This is a genomic window from Curvivirga sp. (assembly GCF_965219885.1).
In the GTDB taxonomy this organism is placed as follows: domain Bacteria; phylum Pseudomonadota; class Alphaproteobacteria; order UBA8366; family Aestuariispiraceae; genus Curvivirga.
The window spans coordinates 2,075,879-2,095,000 of sequence record NZ_CBDCOT010000009.1; the positions used below are offsets into that span (position 1 = coordinate 2,075,879).

The 19,122-nt window shown below is 43.1% G+C and carries 20 protein-coding genes; 15 read left to right on the plus strand and 5 right to left on the minus strand.

What is annotated here, in order from left to right:
* Positions 1 to 33: 33 nt before the first annotated feature.
* Entirely contained in the window at positions 34 to 1,431 is a 1,398-nt protein-coding gene (gene mgtE, locus ACOQOA_RS15265) for a magnesium transporter (RefSeq protein WP_420549474.1), read from the plus strand.
* Here the strand turns inward: mgtE and ACOQOA_RS15270 are convergent.
* The gene (locus tag ACOQOA_RS15270; protein WP_420549475.1) at positions 1,426 to 2,034 is read right to left on the minus strand and encodes a hypothetical protein; all 609 of its coding nucleotides are present in this window, start codon (positions 2,032 to 2,034) and stop codon (positions 1,426 to 1,428) included. The genes mgtE and ACOQOA_RS15270 overlap by 6 nt on opposite strands.
* A 184-nt stretch (positions 2,035 to 2,218) precedes the next feature.
* Here ACOQOA_RS15270 and ACOQOA_RS15275 point away from each other — a divergent pair, with 184 nt between their 5' ends.
* The 6 genes from ACOQOA_RS15275 to ACOQOA_RS15300 all read left to right on the plus strand — a co-directional run bounded on the left by ACOQOA_RS15275 (position 2,219) and on the right by ACOQOA_RS15300 (position 6,100).
* Positions 2,219 to 2,617: a MerR family transcriptional regulator gene (locus ACOQOA_RS15275; RefSeq protein WP_420549476.1), complete on the plus strand. Its 399-nt coding sequence runs from the start codon at positions 2,219 to 2,221 to the stop codon at positions 2,615 to 2,617.
* Positions 2,618 to 2,644: 27 nt separating this feature from the next.
* Positions 2,645 to 3,100, plus strand: a complete 456-nt coding sequence (locus ACOQOA_RS15280) for a PaaI family thioesterase (RefSeq protein WP_420549477.1) — start codon at positions 2,645 to 2,647, stop codon at positions 3,098 to 3,100.
* Between the two features lie 31 nt (positions 3,101 to 3,131).
* Positions 3,132 to 4,304 (plus strand): isovaleryl-CoA dehydrogenase, encoded by a 1,173-nt coding sequence (locus ACOQOA_RS15285; RefSeq protein WP_420549478.1) that lies wholly within the window; start codon positions 3,132 to 3,134, stop codon positions 4,302 to 4,304.
* An 81-nt stretch (positions 4,305 to 4,385) separates the two neighbouring features.
* Positions 4,386 to 4,772 (plus strand): RidA family protein, encoded by a 387-nt coding sequence (locus tag ACOQOA_RS15290; RefSeq protein ID WP_420549479.1) that lies wholly within the window; start codon positions 4,386 to 4,388, stop codon positions 4,770 to 4,772.
* 39 nt (positions 4,773 to 4,811) lie between these two features.
* The gene (locus ACOQOA_RS15295) at positions 4,812 to 5,489 is read left to right on the plus strand and encodes an SDR family oxidoreductase (RefSeq protein WP_420549480.1); all 678 of its coding nucleotides are present in this window, start codon (positions 4,812 to 4,814) and stop codon (positions 5,487 to 5,489) included.
* An 8-nt stretch (positions 5,490 to 5,497) separates the two neighbouring features.
* The gene (locus ACOQOA_RS15300) at positions 5,498 to 6,100 is read left to right on the plus strand and encodes a 2-hydroxychromene-2-carboxylate isomerase (protein WP_420549481.1); all 603 of its coding nucleotides are present in this window, start codon (positions 5,498 to 5,500) and stop codon (positions 6,098 to 6,100) included.
* 15 nt (positions 6,101 to 6,115) lie between these two features.
* On the opposite strand, the gene ACOQOA_RS15305 is transcribed toward ACOQOA_RS15300, so the two are convergent.
* Positions 6,116 to 7,009, minus strand: a complete 894-nt coding sequence (locus tag ACOQOA_RS15305) for a LysR family transcriptional regulator (RefSeq protein ID WP_420549482.1) — start codon at positions 7,007 to 7,009, stop codon at positions 6,116 to 6,118.
* Between the two features lie 109 nt (positions 7,010 to 7,118).
* Between ACOQOA_RS15305 and ACOQOA_RS15310 the strand changes: the two genes are divergently transcribed.
* Entirely contained in the window at positions 7,119 to 8,273 is a 1,155-nt protein-coding gene (locus ACOQOA_RS15310; RefSeq protein ID WP_420549483.1) for a TauD/TfdA family dioxygenase, read from the plus strand.
* A 59-nt stretch (positions 8,274 to 8,332) separates the two neighbouring features.
* On the opposite strand, the gene ACOQOA_RS15315 is transcribed toward ACOQOA_RS15310, so the two are convergent.
* Positions 8,333 to 8,890, minus strand: coding sequence for a cysteine hydrolase family protein (locus ACOQOA_RS15315; RefSeq protein WP_420549484.1), 558 nt, complete (start codon positions 8,888 to 8,890; stop codon positions 8,333 to 8,335).
* A gap of 133 nt (positions 8,891 to 9,023) precedes the next feature.
* On the opposite strand from ACOQOA_RS15315, the gene ACOQOA_RS15320 reads away from it, so the two are divergent.
* Positions 9,024 to 9,464, plus strand: a complete 441-nt coding sequence (locus tag ACOQOA_RS15320; protein ID WP_420549485.1) for an Lrp/AsnC family transcriptional regulator — start codon at positions 9,024 to 9,026, stop codon at positions 9,462 to 9,464.
* 5 nt (positions 9,465 to 9,469) lie between these two features.
* Here the strand turns inward: ACOQOA_RS15320 and ACOQOA_RS15325 are convergent, their stop codons facing one another.
* Together ACOQOA_RS15325 and ACOQOA_RS15330 are read right to left on the minus strand one after the other, a co-directional pair.
* Positions 9,470 to 10,417 (minus strand): GNAT family N-acetyltransferase, encoded by a 948-nt coding sequence (locus tag ACOQOA_RS15325; protein WP_420549486.1) that lies wholly within the window; start codon positions 10,415 to 10,417, stop codon positions 9,470 to 9,472.
* A gap of 48 nt (positions 10,418 to 10,465) precedes the next feature.
* Positions 10,466 to 11,692, minus strand: coding sequence for an MFS transporter (locus tag ACOQOA_RS15330; protein WP_420549487.1), 1,227 nt, complete (start codon positions 11,690 to 11,692; stop codon positions 10,466 to 10,468).
* A 91-nt stretch (positions 11,693 to 11,783) separates the two neighbouring features.
* Here ACOQOA_RS15330 and ACOQOA_RS15335 point away from each other — a divergent pair, with 91 nt between their 5' ends.
* From ACOQOA_RS15335 to ACOQOA_RS15360, 6 genes are all read left to right on the plus strand, one after another.
* Complete coding sequence (locus ACOQOA_RS15335) at positions 11,784 to 12,566, plus strand: AraC family transcriptional regulator (protein ID WP_420549488.1); 783 nt, start codon at positions 11,784 to 11,786, stop codon at positions 12,564 to 12,566.
* A 209-nt stretch (positions 12,567 to 12,775) separates the two neighbouring features.
* The gene (locus ACOQOA_RS15340; RefSeq protein WP_420549489.1) at positions 12,776 to 14,398 is read left to right on the plus strand and encodes a carboxyl transferase domain-containing protein; all 1,623 of its coding nucleotides are present in this window, start codon (positions 12,776 to 12,778) and stop codon (positions 14,396 to 14,398) included.
* Positions 14,399 to 14,409: 11 nt separating this feature from the next.
* Positions 14,410 to 15,207 carry an enoyl-CoA hydratase/isomerase family protein gene (locus ACOQOA_RS15345; RefSeq protein WP_420549490.1) on the plus strand — a complete coding sequence of 266 codons (798 nt, stop codon included), beginning with the start codon at positions 14,410 to 14,412 and terminating at the stop codon, positions 15,205 to 15,207.
* Between the two features lie 2 nt (positions 15,208 to 15,209).
* Positions 15,210 to 17,216 (plus strand): acetyl/propionyl/methylcrotonyl-CoA carboxylase subunit alpha, encoded by a 2,007-nt coding sequence (locus ACOQOA_RS15350; protein WP_420549491.1) that lies wholly within the window; start codon positions 15,210 to 15,212, stop codon positions 17,214 to 17,216.
* 5 nt (positions 17,217 to 17,221) lie between these two features.
* On the plus strand, positions 17,222 to 18,115 hold the full coding sequence (locus ACOQOA_RS15355; protein WP_420549492.1) for a hydroxymethylglutaryl-CoA lyase: 894 nt from the start codon (positions 17,222 to 17,224) through the stop codon (positions 18,113 to 18,115).
* A gap of 50 nt (positions 18,116 to 18,165) precedes the next feature.
* Positions 18,166 to 18,621 (plus strand): DUF1489 family protein, encoded by a 456-nt coding sequence (locus tag ACOQOA_RS15360; protein WP_420549493.1) that lies wholly within the window; start codon positions 18,166 to 18,168, stop codon positions 18,619 to 18,621.
* Positions 18,622 to 19,122 lie beyond the last annotated feature (501 nt).

Consider the following 19,122-nt stretch of genomic DNA (forward strand, 5'->3'; position numbering starts at 1 on the left):
TAGGATCACTGAGGAAGCAGGAGGGAGCGCTTTATGTCCGAAGCCGCTGAAAAACTTGAGCTTGATGAAGATGCATTAGATGAACTTTATGGTTTGTCTGATGAGCTTGTTGCGCAAGTTGAAGATGCTTTGGAAGAAGGCGAGCCTGCAGAGAAAGTTCAAGATCTTATTGATCCCTTACACGTAGCGGATGTCGCCGATTTGCTGGAACAATTAAGTTCCAGCGATCGTGATGATTTTGTTGAGTTGGTTGGGGACACGCTTGACCCGGAAGTCTGGGTGCATCTGGATGAGAATGTCCGTGAAGAAATGGTCGAAGATCTCGACACGGACCAGATGGTTGAGATCGTTAGCGAACTTGATTCAGATGATGCGATTGAGTTTATCGAAGATCTTGATGAGGCTGAACAGCAAGAAGTCCTAGAGGCTATTCCAGCTGATGATCGGGCAATTCTTGAGCAAAGTCTGTCTTTCCCTGAAGATTCCGCCGGACGATTGATGCAGCGTGAGGTGGTGACCGTTCCAAGTTTCTGGAGTGTTGGTCAAACCATTGATTATATGCGCGATGAAGAAATCGAATTACCTGATGACTTTTACAATATCGTCGTTATTGACCCGAGCCATAAACCAGTTGGGATCGTGAAACTTTCCAAATTGTTACGTACCAATCGAGATAAACTGGTAACGGAACTAATGTGGGAAGACGTTAAAGTCGTCCCGGTGACGATGGATCAGGAAGATGTGGCATTCCTATTCAGACAATATGCGTTGGTTGAATCACCCGTTGTTGATGATACAGGGCGTTTAGTTGGTATCATCACAGTTGATGATATTGTCGAAGTTCTTGATGAAGAACATGAAGAAGATATTTTGAAAATGGGTGGGGTAAAGGAAGATGACCTTTATTCTGATGTTGTTGAAACCACACGTCTTCGTTTTTCCTGGTTGCTTGTAAATCTTTTAACCGCAGTCATTGCCTCGATCGTGATTTCCTTATTCGAAGAGACTTTAGAGCAATTGGTGGCTCTTGCGATCTTGATGCCGATTGTGGCTTCTATGGGTGGAAATGCAGGAACACAAACATTGACCGTTGCTGTGCGCGCACTTGCCACCAATGAATTAACAACCTCAAATGCATTTCGGGTCGTATGGAAAGAAGTATTGGTTGGTGGTGTAAATGGTATCTTATTTGCCATTCTTATGGGCGGTTTGGCATGGGCTTGGTTTAATGATCTCGCATTGGGTTTGGTGATTGCCTCTGCAATGATTATTAATATGTTAGCTGCTGGTATGGCAGGGACATTAATCCCGATAGGGCTTGAAAAGGTAGGGAAAGATCCGGCGATTGCATCTACTGTCTTCCTAACCACTATTACTGATGTTGTTGGTTTTCTCTCTTTCCTTGGCCTTTCTGCTTGGGTGCTTTTATAGGCCTATTATGTCCGGTTGATATCCAGCATGTAATACTTTTGCGCTAGGTATTGGTGTTAACATTTCAAGTTTTCCGTTTGAGTTGATATCAATCGAGTTTTGATATCCTTTCCATGTCCATGGATGCAGCTTTGAACCCCATTTTAAATGAGGTTGGTGATTGTGTATCACAAAGCATCCATTTGGAATATCTTGGTAGGGCAGGTTTGTTGTTACCTGTTGTCGTGAGTGGGAGATAACACGTTGTGAATGAAGTATATTATCCATCTCACCTGCTTTTGCATGTTTATTGAAGGCTAGCTTCCAGTGACTTTGATAGTCAGTAAATCGTTTTCTTTGGCATTCTGCACAGGGGCGATGACCTGCTGCCAATGCGACTGCTTCATCATAAAAGAATAGTTCCGTATATCTGTTAGGTGTCATCACTTGACGGTGGCGCTCGTTGAAATCTAGAACACAAATAATCCAAGCTTTATGTTTCCATCGGGCTATACCTAATTCTTTAGAATCGTTATGTAAGATGCCTCGATTGCCCATGTAATGGCCGCGTGCATTCGTTGATGTGATTTCGGATGTAGGGGTGACACGATTTTGTAGGGGCATTTTGCATTCTCATAAGTTAACTTGATGCAATCTTAACTTATATAATGATGGATTGGGGAGATATTCTTGGTATCGCTGTAAGAAAATACTTTACGTTTACGTAAAGGTAAACTAATCTGATTCTTGATTTTGATAATGATCGCCATCTCTCTTGTTCGATTTGGCGCTGTTAGGAATAGCATAGATGTCACAGGATAATTCTACAAAAGAATATTCAATCAGTGAATTAGCCGATGAGTTTGACGTGACCACACGTACGATCCGCTTTTATGAAGATAAAGGGATGATCCATCCTGAAAGACGTGGGCAGACCCGTGTGTTTCTAGCGCGTGATCGGGTACGTTTGAAATTGATCTTACGCGGAAAACGGCTTGGTTTCACCTTGAAAGAAATCTGTGAAATTATCGACATGTATGATGATGCCGCGGGGGAGAAGGGGCAGCTTAACCTTCTACTTGAAAAAATAAAAACACGCCGCGCGGAGTTAGAAGAAAAAAGACGTGATTTAGATGCAGCTGAGGAAGAGCTCATTGAAGTCGAAGAGCGCATTTCTGCGAGAATGAAAGAATTAGGTCTTTCATAAAAAGAAAAATTGTGGGGAGTTTGGGAGATGGAGCCACGTAATCCAGCGTTTAAAGAACGGGTTGAAGATAGTTTTAAACGTCAAAAATTTATGAGTACGATTGGTGCCAGACTTGGTGTTGTTGAACCAGGATACGCAGAAATTGAATTGCCCTTTGATGAGGCTTTATCTCAACAACATGGTTTCTTCCATGGTGGCGTGATCGGTACCTTGGGGGATAATTGTTGTGGTTATGCCAGTTTTTCTTTGATGGCAGAAACTGATTCTGTCCTTACGGTTGAATTCAAAGTGAATTTGATGGCGCCAGGACAAGGGGAAAAATTAATTGGAAAAGGGCGTGTGATTAAGCCCGGTAAAACATTAATGGTATCTCAAGCAGATATCTATGCGGTCCAAGATGGGACCGAAAAGCTAATTGCGACCACATTGGCAACCATGATGGTGATGAAAAATATGCCCGACACAGCCGAAGTATCAGGTTAAGTCGATAGATTTATTAATAAGGAGCAGACTAATGATTCCTAACTCTTATCCGGGATTGAATTTTGATTTAGGCGAAACCGCCGATATGTTGCGTGACACGGTTCGTAGTTTCGCCTCTGACGAGATCGCGCCGCGCGCCGCTGAGATTGATAGTTCCAATGAGTTTCCAGCAGATCTATGGAAGAAGATGGGCGATCTTGGCCTATTGGGAATGACGGCCAGTGAAGAATATGGCGGATCCGGTATGGGGTATCTTGAACATGTGATCGCTATGGAAGAAATCTCTCGTGCTTCTGCATCTGTCGGATTAAGCTATGGGGCACATTCCAATCTTTGTGTGAATCAAATTCATCGCAATGGTAACGAAGAGCAAAAGAAAAAATATTTACCTAAGTTGATCTCTGGTGATCATGTTGGAGCTTTGGCCATGTCTGAACCTGGTGCAGGGTCTGACGTGGTATCTATGCGCTTAAAAGCAGAGAAAAAAGGTGATCGCTATATCCTTAATGGATCAAAGATGTGGATCACCAATGGCCCAGATGCGGATACATTGGTTGTTTATGCGAAAACGGATGCAGATGCGGGTAAGCGTGGCATTACCACATTTATTATCGAGAAGGACTTTAAAGGTTTCTCAATCGCTCAAAAACTAGACAAGCTTGGTATGCGTGGTTCTAACACGGGTGAGTTGGTTTTCGAAGATTGTGAAGTGCCGGAGGAAAATGTGCTTGGAGGTATCGGACGTGGTGTTAATGTTTTAATGTCGGGTCTGGATTATGAACGTGCGGTTCTATCTGGTGGTCCAACAGGTATTATGCAAGCCTGCATGGATGTCGTAATTCCTTATATTCATGATCGTAAACAATTCGGTAAATCTATTGGGGAATTCCAACTGATGCAGGGTAAAATTGCCGATATGTATACAATTATGAATGCAGCAAAGTCTTATGTTTATACCGTTGCTAAAGCGTGCGATCGTGGTGAAACATCACGTAAGGATGCAGCAGGCGCGATTTTATATTCTGCAGAAAAAGCGACATGGATGGCATTGGAAGCAATTCAAGTATTAGGCGGTATGGGGTATATTAATGAATCCCCAACTGGGCGCTTGTTACGTGATGCCAAACTCTATGAAATCGGGGCCGGGACCAGTGAAATTCGTCGTATGTTAATCGGACGTGAAATTTTCGAAGAAACAAAGTGATCTCATTTGACTTTCAGATTATGATGCAGGGCCGCAGCAGTTTTTGCTGTGGCCTTTTATTTTGATATTTGGGGATAGAAAATGGTCGAAAAAATTTCATCTGGATCAACATATGAAGAATTGGCGGGATATTCCCGGGCTATTGTTGATGGTGATATGATCTATGTATCGGGTACAACTGGTATGGATTATTCCAATATGACGTTATCCGATGATGTCGCAGAACAAACCCATCAAACTTTCAGAAATATTCAACATGTTTTACAACAGGCGGGTAGTAGTTTGGATGACGTGCTGCGTGTTCAATATACAATCACTGATGCGAGCTATTTTGAGCAAGTTGCACCAATTTGGGGGAACTATTTTGCAAATGCGCGCCCTGCTGCAACTTGCGTGGTGGCTGGTCTTATTAATCCGCAAATGAAAATAGAAATTGAAGTAACTGCACGTAAGGGTGCAGCTGAATAATAAAAATATAAAAGACAACAGCATAGGGAAGATAAAGAGATGCCAACGATATTGTTAACAGGGGCCAATCGCGGGATTGGTAAAGCTTTGGCAGAGACATATGTGGCAGATGGATGGGATGTGATTGGCACATGCCGTGATACATCTAGCGTGAATATCAAAGGTGTGGAGTTTCATTCGCTGGAAGTCACTGAGCCAGATTCGATAGAACATTTAAAACAAGCTGTGGATGGCCGCGCAATCGATGTTTTATGGAATAATGCTGGTGTGTATCTTGATAAAGGTAAGGGGTTAAATCAGCTAAGTGATGAAGAATGGTTGAAGACTTTTCATATCAACACAATTGCTCCAATGCGTCTTGCTTCTGCTTTTGTTGATAATGTAGCAAATTCAAATAATAAGGTTATGGCATTTACTTCTTCCCAAATGGCTTCGATCAAAAGAAATGGTGGCGGGGCTTATGCCTATCGCTCTTCAAAAACTGCCTTGAATATGGCTGTGAATTGTCTATCGCAAGAAGTCGCATCCAGAGGCGTATCTTGTGTCGTTTTACATCCGGGATGGGTAGAAACAGATATGGGAGGATCCGAAGCGGACATCACGGTTGAGACAAGTGCGAAGGGGATGAAAAACGTTGTGGATCCCATCAACCCTAAATTACAAAACAGCTATAATGGCTTATTCTTTAATTATGATGGATCACCAATTCCCTGGTAAGGTTTGCTATGTCTAAAACTATAGATTTTTATTACGAGTTTTCCTCACCTTACGGGTATCTAGCGGCGATGAGAGTGGAAGACGTTGCAGCTAAACATGAGGTCGATATTAACTGGAAACCTTTCTTGTTAGGAGCAGTCTTCAAGCAAGTGGGGACCAAGCCGCTTCTGGATTATCCGGTTAAGGGCGAATATTCATTAAAGGATATGTATCGAACAGCACGCCTTCATAATATTCCTTTTGAAATGCCTACTTCTTTTCCGTTTATGGCAGTAAATGCCTGCCGTTTGGTTATATGGGCTGCAGGAGAGGATAATAGTAAACGTGCTGAGCTATCTAAGGCCATTTATAAAGCCTGTTATGAAGGTGGTCAGGTGATCAGCGATAAGGCAGTTCTATTAGATGTCGCCGAAGAATATGGTTATATGCGTGATGAGGCTGACGCGGGTATTTCGTCTGATCAAATTAAAGCAAAGTTAAAACAGGAAGTCGAAGAAGGTGTAAAGGCGCAAGTTTTTGGCTCCCCCTTTTTTGTTGTTGATGGAGAAGCTTTTTGGGGGTTTGATCGTTTAGATCATTTGGATAAATGGCTTGAGACGGGGGGATGGTAAACGATTTTTGTATGATTATCTTTCCCCGGATGTCGCTTCTAATATCCAGCTGATAAACGCATCCAAAGCAGGATTTGTTTTCGGATTTTTTTTGTAAGAGAGATAATATCCAGTGTTAAAATCACAATTACCATTGGGCCAAAACTTCAGACTCTTATCTTCGATAAAGCGTTGATTGGTTGACTTCCAGCCAAGCATGATACCCCGCCCATCTATTGCGGCTTGTACAGCTTGTACATAGTTGTCAAAAACATATCTGGGACGAATTTTCCCTGTAATTCCTTGTTTAACAAAGTAATCAGTCCATCCATGCCAGTTTAAATTGGCAGAACTTCTTACTTCAATTAGAGGTGCTGAAGTCAAGCCGCCTTGGTCTATAGCAGACTGTATCAAATCCGGTGTGCCAACTGGGCAGGCAATTTCATCAAAAATCTTAACTGTCTCACCATCTTGCCAGTCGCCTTTACCATAGCGCAGTGCAACATTGATTCCCTGCGTTAATTTGGGTAAATCGGATGGTGGTGCTTGAATATTTACAGTGAAGTCAGGGTATAGATTATAAAATCCTGATAATTTTGGCATAAGCCAATGGGTTGCCATACCTATTGTGCACGAAACTGTAATTTGTTGGCTGGCGTAAACTTCAGTTTCCTGAATGTCTATAATTGTCGATTCAATTAAAGATAAGCCATTTCTTATCGCTCTTGAAAGTCTCAATCCTGCTTCCGTGGGAACTGCAGGTTTTGCCGTACGATCCATCAGTGTTGTGCCGATATCCTGTTCTAAGTTACGGATAGCCTGTGTCACCGATGGTGGGGATACGTTAAGTTCCCTCGCAGCACGCTGCATAGAGCCTAACTGGCAAACTGTATCAAAAATAACGAGAAGTCGAAGAGGAGGGAGATGCATATAACTTAACCTATTAGTTAACTTATATTAACTCGTTTCCCTCTTTTTTCAAGCCATATACCATTTTATAACCAGCTTAAATAAAGAATATATAGCAAGGAATTATAAAATGGGTTTTCAATCCACTATTAATAATGAAATCTTGATTACGGATAATGGTCTTTATGTGCCGCTGGGTGATAAGGGACGTGTATACTTTAACAATTATTGGCTGCGCGATAATTGCCCGACTTCATTTAATATAAAAACTAGAGAGCGCGTATTTGATATCTTTCATCTGGAAACAGCCCCGATTGCCCAAAATGCTTTTCTGGATAGTCAAGCGTTGGTTATTGAGTGGCAGAACGAACATCATATTTCCAGAATTCCCCTAACCACGCTTCATGCATATGCCAGTGGAAAACGTCGCCCCGATCCAGCAGATATTCCCCGACAGGCTTGGTATGGGGATCATTTTTCTGAAGTGGCGCGTTTTACATATGATGAAATACAATCAGATAAATCTAAGTTACTTGCCTGGATAAAGGCGATGATTGTAGAGGGCGTATCAATTGTAAATGAAATGCCGGATTCAGATGATGCCCTTACATCATTAGTGAAAAAGATGGGTACTGTGCGACCTACCTTCTTTGGGGATTATTTTGATGTTCGCACACATATTAACCCAACGAATACAGCCTTTACAGCTTCTGCATTGGAGTTGCATACTGACGTCCCGGCAGAGGAACAGGCCCCGGGGATTCAATTCCTGCATATGCGTGCAAATAGTGTCGAAGGCGGATTGAACTTATTTGGTGATGGTGTCGCAGCTGCAAATGATTTCCGGGAAATTGATCCAGAAGGTTTCCGTTTGTTAAGTGAGACGGATATACCGTTTTTCTGTGAACATGATACCTATGATATGCGTGCGTATCACAGAGTTATTGAGCTGGATAAGCATGGTGAAGTGTCAGGATTAACAATTAGTCAGCATATGTTGGACTTTATTGATCTTCCTCAAGAGTTTCTTGATCAATATTATCCTGCATTCTGTCGTTTTGGTCGATTGTTGCAAAGTGACAAATACATTATGAAATTCTCCCTGAAGGCAACGGAATGCATTGTTTTTGACAATCACAGAATTGTTCATGGCCGTGCAGCATATTCAGCAAATAGTGGTGAAAGATATTTACGTGGTACATATGCAGATCGCGCTGAAATGCGATCAACCTATCGTGCTCTTTTATCAGAAGGTGGGCGATCCAGCTATTTCAAAGCCGCTTGAGTTTAAAACAAAAAGGTGCCTTTTCTCGGCACCTTTTTGTTTAACTGACGTGCTGAATCTTAAATGATATCGGCTGTGTTTACCACCTGACAGAATTCATTATGTAAATCAGATAAGCAAACATCATGAATGAGTTGCGCTTTGAATTCTTGTCCGTCAGGACCAATTCTATCAAATGTTGCGCAGGCATCCCCCACCAATTGGACATCAAATCCTAAATTTCCAGCCATTCTTGTGGACGTGGAAACACAATGATTTGTCGTAAGGCCTGATATAACAAGTTTCTGAATGTTCAACCGACGCAAAGAAACTTCTAAATGAGTGCCGACAAAAGCAGAATTCTCTCTTTTGTGCATCAACGTCTCACTTTCAAGAGGTGCTAGCAGTTGAATGATTTGCCCGGAAGGTTTTTCTTTTCTAAGCGGACTTTTAGAAAGAGTGCTGTGATGAATAACATGAAAAACAGGTAGGTTGTTCTGACGCCAGTGAGATAACAACAAAGAGGCGTTTTTTTCCGCCTCTGGATTATTACGATTGCCACCCCAGTGATCCCAATCGTCAAATCCTTCTTGCCAGTCGATGAGGATGAGGGCGGTATTTGCTTCTACTTTGGACATATTATTTAATCTTTCTTGTGATTAAGTTGATGTCCGTTATGATCTTCAAATTGGGTAGTATCCTCAATATTTCGAAACCACTTAAAATCGCCTGAAATAGTCGATTCCACTATACTGATAGTTGATTACACATATGTCGCAAAACCATCTTGATGACCGTGACCTTAAAATCCTTGATTTGTTAGAAATCAATGCTCGTATGCCAGTAAGTGAATTGGCCCGTGAGGTGAACCTGTCACCTACTGCTATAAGGCAAAGATTGGCAAAACTTGAAAGAAATGGAGATATAGCTGCCTATACAATTCGTCGTGCAAAACAGCAGGAAAAAACAGGCTTACGGGTGTTGATGCTTTTGCGACTAACAGGATCATTTTGTAAGCAGTTAAAAGCAGAATTTGGGCATGTGCCAGAGATCAAAAAGTTTTGGTCAACAGCAGGAGAGCTGGATTCTTCCTTGATCCTTGAAGTGTCAGACGTTGGCCGTTTAACAGAAATTACCAATATGTTTAGCGATCATGAATTGGTTACAAAAGTACAAACACATCTTATCACAGAAACACATATTGATCGTTAAATCCTTTAGCCTTTATCACGTCTGTAATGTTTTTCTAGAACTTCCTTACCCCATGTCATACTTGGAAATTCATCAGTCAGCTTAAATTCGAAATCTTCATAGAGTTTGATAGCTGCATCTAAACCAGCAAATGTACTTAAGGTCACTGTTTTAAAACCTTCTTTATCGCAATAATCCATAGCCGCTTTCATAAGGCGTCGTCCCATGCCATAGCCATGATATGCCTCATCAGCGATAAACCAACGTAAGTGTGCTTTTCCAGTTTTGTGATCGACATCTTCAATTGTGATGCTTGCGACAACTAGATCGCCTTTGTCACCGTCTAAATAGGACCAAACCTGCGTTTTGGTATTCTGCATACTGCAAAATAATTCGCCTGTTTCAGCGGCAACTGCTGCCTCAAAATTAACATCAAACCCAGCATGTTTTGTATAATAAACCCCGTGTAACTTTGCGATTTGACCAATGAGACCAGGAAAATACCCTGTTACAAGATGCATTTTAGATTCCTTTGGCTGGATTGTTGATGAGGAGAGGGCAGAAGCATAAATATTTAGTCCATCAATTATTTTCTGGATATCTTCCTTTGGAAGCTGATCGATAGCGTTTGATACTTGATTGCGGCCAAATTCACAAATCTGATTGTATATCTTTTGACCTTCATTGGTTAAGGCGAGTTCCTTCTGTCTGCTATCATGCACTGCACGTTTTTCTATAACATATCCCTGAGCAATCAGTTTTTGGACAAGTCTACTGACGGAGGACTTATCCAATTTTAAGGTCTTGGATAAGTCTTTAGCTGTCAGCGCATCAGATAGTCCAATTTCGATAATGCTATGTGTGGCAGAGGGGGATAGAGCTGTACCTGCCAAGGTGCGACTCATAAAGCCCAGCTCTCTTACCAAGGCACGGGAATGTGATCTGATTTCGTCAATTTTCAAAAACTGTGTCATTATGAAGCTCCAATATAGTTGTATATTGCAACTATATTGGAGGGAGTGTCAAGCGGATTGATTTCTCATTTTAGGCAAAAGGCAGGCGAGTATGAAGATTGTGCTTGCAGAAAATGTTAGAAGATAGAAGAGCTTATCAAAGCCCCAAGTTCCATGGATATAGCCAATCAAAGGCAAAGTGAGTGCTAAAACGGTAAAGGAGACAACATAGCGTAGGCCGTATATACGGGCACGGTTCTCTCCTGTTGATGATTGGCCCACCAGATAATCCATAATAGGGATGTCACCGAAAGTGCCGATCATGAAACCTAGGGTGATCCAAAAGACGATACTACCTTCCATTATAAGCATTAAGCCAAAAAAGATGATTTGGATGAAGGAGACGCATGCAAGGATGTACTTGGCTTCTACCTTATCAAGCATGTATCCAACAATCAGTTGGGCCAAAGAGGCGGCCGTAAACACAATAAAAGCGAGAGATCCGATGAGGCTTACACCAAGTTTAATACCAATGAAATCATGGGTGAATTGATTTACTTCGGTTGCGAGAAAGGATAGCCGCTCCTCCATAATTTTAGGCAGGGCATAGGTTGTTGCTTGAAAAATAAGTGAGCCAATTGCAGCTAATAAAAAGACAATAACTGTAACTTTTAATAAGTCGTCTCTGCTAATTGTAATACCTGTTTCGACGGAAGCAGCCTTACGAGGCATTCGTTTATTGATATATGCTAGGCGATGATAGGCATATATCAATCCTACTATAAATGAGAATATGCCGGGTAAAATGAAGGCCATGCGCCATCCAAGAACATCAACGATGAGGGCTGTTATGACTGCAGCGCAGGCCACGCCAAGATTTCCCCAGACACCATTGATGGCGATGCGCATGCCTGTCTTGTCCCAGACAGTTGTTACTATTGCGAGGCCCACAGGATGATAGATTGCGGCAAAGATACCAATAATGAATAACCCAAGGCCAATTTCAAACGGCGTATTTGAAAAGCCTGTTAAGACAGATGTTAGTCCGATCCCCACAAAAAATATTGTCATCATGCCGTCATATGACCAGCGATCGGCAAGCCAGCCTGCGGGTAGTGAAAATAAACCAAATGCGAAGAAGCCCGGTGTTGCATATAGCAAGAGATCAGCATAGCTGACTTGCCATTCATAGATGAGGACAAGTGCGGCTAAAGTGCCAAAGATTAATGTGAAGTAATGATCAAGAAAATGACCAATGTTCAAGAGCAAAAAGTAACGGTTTGTTGAGGATGTCATCTGAAGTCTCATATCAAAATCGGTTTTAGATGACATTCAAATAGCATTGGCGTATTTTATATGTATTGCCAATTAATATAGAAAATAAGACATGAATTTACAAAACCAGCATATTAATGAAAGTGGCTTGTTAGAGTTGCCGCAGGCTTTGGTGGCTTGGGCTCGGGATTATGCGGATGGTGAGGAAATTGAGCTGCATCATCATAGTAAAATTCAATTATTATATGCATCTTCCGGTGTGATGAGGTTATTAACTAATGATCAGGCTTGGATTGTGCCACAAAATACGGCTGTTCTTATTCCGGCTTACTTAGATCATGCTATCCTGATGCATGGAAATGTAGAGATGCGTAGTCTTTATTTAAACGATACTGCGCCGCGCACAATTTCAAATGGTATTGAAGTAGTCGCTGTTTCCCCACTGATGTGCGAATTGATACTTGCTCTTTGTAATGAGCCTACCGTGATCCAACCGGAAAGTCGAGGGGACCTCCTCTCAAAACTGTTGTTTGATGAATTATCGCGGATGGAAGAGCTTTCATTGAGTATTCCAATGCCACAAGAGTTCCGCCTTCAAAAAATCTGCAGTTTGATTTTAGAGGATCCATCCAATCAAGATACGTTAGAGCTATGGTCAGAGAAGATTGGCGCTTCTTCCAGAACAATTTCACGACTATTTGAGAAAGATATAGGGATTTCATTTGGGCGCTGGCGACAATTGGTCCGATTTCATCATGCAATGGAAGGGCTTGCTAAGGGGGAGGCTGTAAAAGTGGTTGCAGCGAAATGTGGTTATGGCAGTGCAAGTGCCTTCAGCTATGCTTTTCATAAGGAAATGGGGGTTAGCCCTACCTCTCTTTTTTCTGATCAGTAGATGTAAGAAATCTTTTTACTTAAATTGACGTTTACGTAAACGTCAACTGATGTTATAAGAACTCAAATGACGCAGGAAAGGTTATGCACGATCTTTTTCAGATACTGATGAGAATATGTGATACGTTTCCTAAGAAGTTGTTTCTATTGATGGATCATATGAAATAACCCTGTAGTTTAACCTGTGACGATACAGCCGAGGAAACGAGCATGAGCGGGATGACAGCACCATATATTGAATCCAAACTGGATTTGAAGTCAGATGACTTTGCTGCCAATAAAAAAGCGATGATGGAAACAGTTGCTGACCTTCAGGATAAGGTGGCGATGATTAAGCAAGGTGGCGGCGAGAAGGCCCGTGATCGTCATGTTGGGCGTGGCAAACTTTTACCACGTGACCGTGTGCGCAATTTACTGGATCCGGGATCTCCGTTTTTGGAGCTGTCTCAATTAGCTGCTTATGAAATGTATGATGCGAATATCGCAAGTGCGGGCATTATTGCAGGTGTTGGCCGTGTTGCAGGCCGTGAATGTATGATTGTTGCCAATGATGCCACTGTAAAGGGCGGTACGTATTTCCCGATGACGGTGAAAAAACATTTACGGGCACAAGAAATAGCAGAACAGAACCATTTACCATGCATCTATTTGGTGGATTCAGGTGGCGCGAATTTGCCAAATCAAGATGAAGTATTCCCGGATCGTGATCATTTTGGACGTATCTTTTTTAATCAGGCTAATATGTCTGCCAAAGGTATCCCGCAAATCGCAGTGGTTATGGGATCATGCACAGCGGGCGGTGCTTATGTACCTGCCATGTGTGATGAAAGTATTATTGTAAAAGAACAAGGTACAATTTTCTTGGGAGGGCCACCATTGGTCAAGGCAGCAACGGGAGAGGTGGTTTCTGCCGAAGACCTTGGTGGCGCGGATGTGCATTGCCGCGTATCTGGCGTGGCAGATCATTATGCCCGCGATGATGCGCATGCGTTATCAATTGCCCGTCGTGTGGTGAGTAATCTAAATAAAAAGAAAGATATCTTTCTTGATGTGCGTGAACCAAAAGACCCGCTCTATGCGCCTGAAGAGCTATATGGTGTGATCCCGGCGGATTCCCGTAAGCCATTTGATGTGCGTGAGATTATTGCCCGTATCGTGGATGGTTCTGAATTTGATGAATTTAAGGCGTTATATGGAACTACTTTGGTATGTGGCTTTGCGCATATCTGGGGTTATCCAGTAGGCATCATTGCCAATAACGGTATTTTATTCTCTGAATCTGCACAAAAAGGGGCGCATTTCATTGAATTATGTACGCAGCGTAATATCCCGCTTGTCTTCTTGCAAAATATCACAGGCTTTATGGTTGGTCAGAAATATGAATCTGGTGGTATCGCTAAGGATGGTGCAAAGCTTGTTACAGCCGTTGCGACAACGCATGTCCCCAAATTTACAATCTTGATCGGTGGTTCGTTCGGGGCAGGCAATTATGGTATGTGTGGTCGCGCTTATAGCCCGCGTTTCTTATGGATGTGGCCTAATTCACGTATTTCCGTGATGGGTGGGGAACAGGCCGCGAGCGTATTGGCGACTGTCAAAGAAGACGGCATGGCCCGTACAGGTGAGACTTGGACTGATGAAGAACGTGAGGCCTTCATGGACCCGGTTCGTGCGCAATATGAACATCAAGGGCATCCTTATTATGCGTCGGCCCGCTTGTGGGATGATGGGGTGATTGATCCAAAAGATACACGTATGGTTCTTGGTCTTGGTTTATCTACAAGCATGAATGCGCCATTGGCGGATCAACGCTTTGGCATCTTCCGTATGTAAGGGGACAGGATATGTCACAATTTTCTGTAACCAAAAATGGTTTAGTTGCGCGCGTCACCTTAACCAATGCCGATAAACATAATGCATTTGATGATGTATTAATCGCTGGACTTACCAAGGTATTTGATGAGCTAGCTGTGGACGATAATGTTCGGGTGATTGTTTTGCAATCTGAAGGGAAAAGTTTCTCTGCCGGGGCTGACTTGAACTGGATGAAGCGCATGGCGACTTACAGTCATGAAGAAAATTTCAATGATGCAATGGCGCTCGCTGGTTTGTTGAAATCCATTAACTTCAACCCAAAGCCAGTGATTGGGAAAGTCCAAGGTGCTGCCTTTGGTGGTGGTGTTGGGTTGGTGGCTTGTTGCGATATTGCGATTGCCAGTGAATATGCAAGCTTCTGTCTTTCTGAAGTAAAGTTGGGCTTAACACCGGCGACAATCAGCCCATATGTGGTTGCAGCTATGGGGCAACAAGCTGCGCGTCGTTATTTCCTGACTGCGGAACGTTTTAAAGTTGAAGAAGCTTTACGCCTGGGCTTGGTACATGAAGTCGTCTCTGCTGACGCACTGGATAGTAAAGTAGATGAGATTATCGATACGTTGCTAAAAAATAGCCCGGCAGCCATGGCTGCCGGCAAAGACTTAATCTTTGCTGTGGATCGTCCAGTAACTTCGGATGTGATTGAGGATACGGCGTCCCGTATCGCAGATATTCGTTCAAGTGAAGAAGGTCAGGAAGGCTTAACATCCTTCCTTGAAAAGAGAAAACCGCGTTGGTTGGAAAACTATGAGGGTGAGGGAGCCTGATCATGTTTACAAAAGTATTGATTGCAAATCGTGGCGAAATTGCTGTTCGTGTTATCAAAACCGCGCGGGAAATGGGTATTGCTTCCGTGGCAGTTTATTCTGATGCAGATGCCAATGCGATGCATGTGGCTATGGCGGATGAGGCTGTCCATCTTGGTCCCGCCCCAGCCCGTGAAAGCTATTTGATTGGTGAAAAAGTTATTCAGGCTGCGCTTGATACCGGGGCAGAGGCAATTCATCCCGGCTATGGCTTCTTGTCAGAAAATGCTGAATTTGCAGATGCGGTTGAAGCTGCTGGTTTGATTTTTATTGGTCCAACGGCTGATGCAATTCGTGCGATGGGATCCAAATCTGCGGCAAAAGAATTAATGGGTGGCGCGTCCGTTCCATTAGTACCGGGTTATCACGGTGATAATCAAGATGCAGATTTTCTGAAATCTGAAGCAGACAAAATTGGCTATCCGGTTTTGATTAAAGCATCCGCAGGTGGCGGTGGTAAAGGTATGCGCCTTGTTGAGAAATCTGACGATTTCTTGGATGCGCTTGATAGCTGTAAACGTGAGGCGATTTCCTCTTTCGGTGATGATTTGGTATTGATTGAGAAATTCGTAACCAATCCACGTCATATTGAAATGCAGGTTTTTGCCGACGAACATGGGAATGCAGTACATTTATTTGAACGTGATTGTTCTATCCAGCGTCGCCATCAAAAGGTGATTGAGGAAGCGCCAGCACCAGGTTTGCCTGCCGATCTTCAGGCGGAAATGGGTAAGGCGGCTGTTGCTGCGGCAAAGGCGATTAACTATCGTGGCGCTGGTACAATCGAATTTATCGCTGATTGTGAAGATGATGGTACACCACGTGGTTTTTATTTCATGGAAATGAATACTCGTCTTCAAGTGGAACATCCGGTAACTGAAATGATTACTGGTCAGGATTTAGTGTCTTGGCAGTTTAAAGTGGCATCTGGTGAAGAACTTCCGTTGACGCAAGAAGACCTATCTATCAATGGTCATTCCATGGAAGTACGTCTTTATGCGGAAGACCCGGATGGTGGTTTTTTGCCAGCCATCGGTCATTTGGATTATTTGGAGCTACCAGAAGATATCGCCCGTATTGATACAGGTGTACGTACTGGTGATGATGTGTCCATGCATTATGACCCGATGATTGCGAAAATCATTGTTCATGGTGAGGATCGCAACGCTGCAATCCGTACGTTGGCGCAAGCTTTGGCAAATTCTAAAATCTCCGGCGTGACAACCAACCGTGATTTCTTAGGCAAGATTTTAGAAGAGCAAGCCTTTCAAATTGCAAAACTGGATACAGGCTTTATCGAACGTTATGAAGACAGCTTGTTACTGGATCGCAGCAAGGAAGAGGAAGCGGCCGCACGTATTGCTATGTTGGCCTTAATGCTGGAACTTGAAATTGATGCGGATATTGATAATGCCAATACGGATGATCCCTGGTCTCCTTGGGCAAATACAGATCATTGGCGCTTGAATGATATTGCACATAGCGATGCGATTCTGAAAGGTAAAAATGCTGAGTTTAAATTGGCTGCCATGCCGCGCGATGGTGGTTTTGATATTGCCTTGAATGATGAAATTGAATGGTTGTCTGGCGACTATGTAGATGATGTGACATTAGCAATCACCAATGGTGACTGGAAAGGAAAAGTCTCAGTCGTTGTAACAGAAGATACTTTCACCGTTATTACGGAAGGCGGCAGTTATCCATTTACTCTATTCGATCCTGTGGCTGCTGCATCGCAAGATGAGGGCGGTTCCGATCGCCTTACAGCGCCGATGCCGGGTAAAGTGACAGCGGTTCATGCATCCAATGGCGATGATGTTGAAGAAGGACAGTTGTTGATGGTGCTTGAAGCCATGAAGATGGAGCATTCCATTTTGGCACCCCATGCAGGTAAAATCGACTCCATCCGATTTGGTGAAGGTGATCAGGTTGCAGATGGTGACGTCCTGGTGACCTTTGTGGAGGAGTAATAAGCATGGTCCTTCCTAAATCTGTAAAACTTGTGGAGGTTGGCCCACGGGACGGCCTTCAAAATGAAAAGGAACTTGTCACAACAGCCGATAAAGTGGAATTGGTGAATCGTCTTACCAATGCAGGCTTTCAAGCGGTAGAGGCAGGCAGTTTCGTTTCCCCGAAATGGGTGCCGCAAATGGGTGATTCTGCCGATGTATTATCTCAGATCACGCGTAAAGACGGCGTATCTTATCCTTCACTCACACCTAATATGCGTGGTTTTGAAACGGCGATGTCTGTGGGCGTGAAGGAAGTTGCGATTTTTGGCGCGGCTTCTGAAAGCTTCTCCCAAAAGAATATCAACTGTTCTATCGCGGAAAGTCTCGAACGTTTTGCTCCGATTATGGAAGCTGCCAAAGAAAATGACGTAAAGGTACGTGGTTATGTATCTTGTGTGATCGGCTGTCCTTATGAAGGCAAGATCGATTCAGCCAAAGTTGCTGAAGTCTCAAAAACACTTTTTGATATGGGCTGCTATGAAATCTCTTTAGGGGATACAATTGGTGTTGGTACCCCAGAAGAAGTAAAGCACCTGTTTGAAGCTGTAAGTAAGCTTGTGCCAATTGATCAGTTGGCTGGCCATTTCCACGATACCTATGGCCAGGCCTTAGCAAATATATATGCCGCTATGGAAATGGGGATATCCGTTTTTGATTCTTCTGTAGCTGGTCTTGGGGGATGTCCTTATGCAAAAGGGGCTTCTGGTAATGTTTCATCCGAAGATGTTGTCTATATGTTGCACGGTTGCGGCGTAAAAACAGGTGTTGATTTTGAAAAACTGCTTGATGCAGGGCGATTCATATCCAATGTTATTGGAAGAAAACCGAATTCCCGCGTCTCAAATGCGCTTGCATAAAATACCAGATGTCGGTCTTGGGTAAAGATTAATACCAATAAAGGCGATCCATGTCTGACATATCTCATGAAAATGCGACTATTCATCTACGTAAGCTATGTGTAGGTGTAGAATCTGTTGAACAACTTCAGGAATGGCAACGTATTAACCTGCCTAAACGTGGTGGTAAAATATGGCATATCACGCGTTCTTGGCCAAAACGCGCAGAAGAACTTCTAAAAGGGGGCTCGCTTTTCTGGATTATTAAAGGCTCTATGTCTGTGCGTCAGCCCATCGTTGGTTTTGAAGAACATCCTTCCGAAGATCCGGATGAAAAGCCAAAATGCAGAATTTTGCTTGGCCCTGAATTGGTGAAAACCCAACCATGGCCACACCGCCCTTTTCAAGGATGGCGATATTTAAAGCCGGAAGAGGCGCCGCCAGACATCAATATGCTGGAAAATGGTGAAACTGAGTCTATGCCTGCAGAGATGATTGCCGAATTAAAGTCTCTTGGTTTGATGTGATTCAGTTTTCTAAGTAAGAAAATTTCAAAAAGTAAGGTCTTCGACACTTAAAATGACGAGGGCCTTTTTGCATCTTAGGAATGAAGAAAAATAGCTAGGATTTAATGTCTAGGATTTCTGCGGGTTTTAGGAAAAAGATCATATTTTTTTCATTTTTTTGTAATTTAGGGGTTGCGCCACCCGGGAAGCAGCCGTATAAACCGCCCTGTCAGCGAGACAATGACACGGCACACAACGCCGCGACAGAGACGAGCTGGCCACCTCAAAAGAAAGTTCAATTTTGAACTTGCGACTTAATCGGTAAAGAGATAGATTAAAGGTTCGCGCTGATGCACAAAGTGATTCGGCGAGGGCTTCTATCGGCGCCTGATAAAGATGCTGAGGAACGTTATTTGAAAATAGAATAAGACAGGAAGGGATACGCGGGCTGTGACTGGTTTGGTTGCAGGAGTGTTAAGGTTGTTTTGGCCGAAAGCATTGACCGTGTATCTTAGACAAAAC

Coding starts and splice junctions, on each gene's coding strand:
- mgtE (WP_420549474.1), top strand. CDS start 34: ATGTCCGAAGCCGCTGAAAAACTTGAGCTTGATGAAGATGCATTAGAT.
- ACOQOA_RS15270 (WP_420549475.1), bottom strand. CDS start 2,034: ATGCCCCTACAAAATCGTGTCACCCCTACATCCGAAATCACATCAACG.
- ACOQOA_RS15275 (WP_420549476.1), top strand. CDS start 2,219: ATGTCACAGGATAATTCTACAAAAGAATATTCAATCAGTGAATTAGCC.
- ACOQOA_RS15280 (WP_420549477.1), top strand. CDS start 2,645: ATGGAGCCACGTAATCCAGCGTTTAAAGAACGGGTTGAAGATAGTTTT.
- ACOQOA_RS15285 (WP_420549478.1), top strand. CDS start 3,132: ATGATTCCTAACTCTTATCCGGGATTGAATTTTGATTTAGGCGAAACC.
- ACOQOA_RS15290 (WP_420549479.1), top strand. CDS start 4,386: ATGGTCGAAAAAATTTCATCTGGATCAACATATGAAGAATTGGCGGGA.
- ACOQOA_RS15295 (WP_420549480.1), top strand. CDS start 4,812: ATGCCAACGATATTGTTAACAGGGGCCAATCGCGGGATTGGTAAAGCT.
- ACOQOA_RS15300 (WP_420549481.1), top strand. CDS start 5,498: ATGTCTAAAACTATAGATTTTTATTACGAGTTTTCCTCACCTTACGGG.
- ACOQOA_RS15305 (WP_420549482.1), bottom strand. CDS start 7,009: ATGCATCTCCCTCCTCTTCGACTTCTCGTTATTTTTGATACAGTTTGC.
- ACOQOA_RS15310 (WP_420549483.1), top strand. CDS start 7,119: ATGGGTTTTCAATCCACTATTAATAATGAAATCTTGATTACGGATAAT.
- ACOQOA_RS15315 (WP_420549484.1), bottom strand. CDS start 8,890: ATGTCCAAAGTAGAAGCAAATACCGCCCTCATCCTCATCGACTGGCAA.
- ACOQOA_RS15320 (WP_420549485.1), top strand. CDS start 9,024: ATGTCGCAAAACCATCTTGATGACCGTGACCTTAAAATCCTTGATTTG.
- ACOQOA_RS15325 (WP_420549486.1), bottom strand. CDS start 10,417: ATGACACAGTTTTTGAAAATTGACGAAATCAGATCACATTCCCGTGCC.
- ACOQOA_RS15330 (WP_420549487.1), bottom strand. CDS start 11,692: ATGACATCCTCAACAAACCGTTACTTTTTGCTCTTGAACATTGGTCAT.
- ACOQOA_RS15335 (WP_420549488.1), top strand. CDS start 11,784: ATGAATTTACAAAACCAGCATATTAATGAAAGTGGCTTGTTAGAGTTG.
- ACOQOA_RS15340 (WP_420549489.1), top strand. CDS start 12,776: ATGAGCGGGATGACAGCACCATATATTGAATCCAAACTGGATTTGAAG.
- ACOQOA_RS15345 (WP_420549490.1), top strand. CDS start 14,410: ATGTCACAATTTTCTGTAACCAAAAATGGTTTAGTTGCGCGCGTCACC.
- ACOQOA_RS15350 (WP_420549491.1), top strand. CDS start 15,210: ATGTTTACAAAAGTATTGATTGCAAATCGTGGCGAAATTGCTGTTCGT.
- ACOQOA_RS15355 (WP_420549492.1), top strand. CDS start 17,222: ATGGTCCTTCCTAAATCTGTAAAACTTGTGGAGGTTGGCCCACGGGAC.
- ACOQOA_RS15360 (WP_420549493.1), top strand. CDS start 18,166: ATGTCTGACATATCTCATGAAAATGCGACTATTCATCTACGTAAGCTA.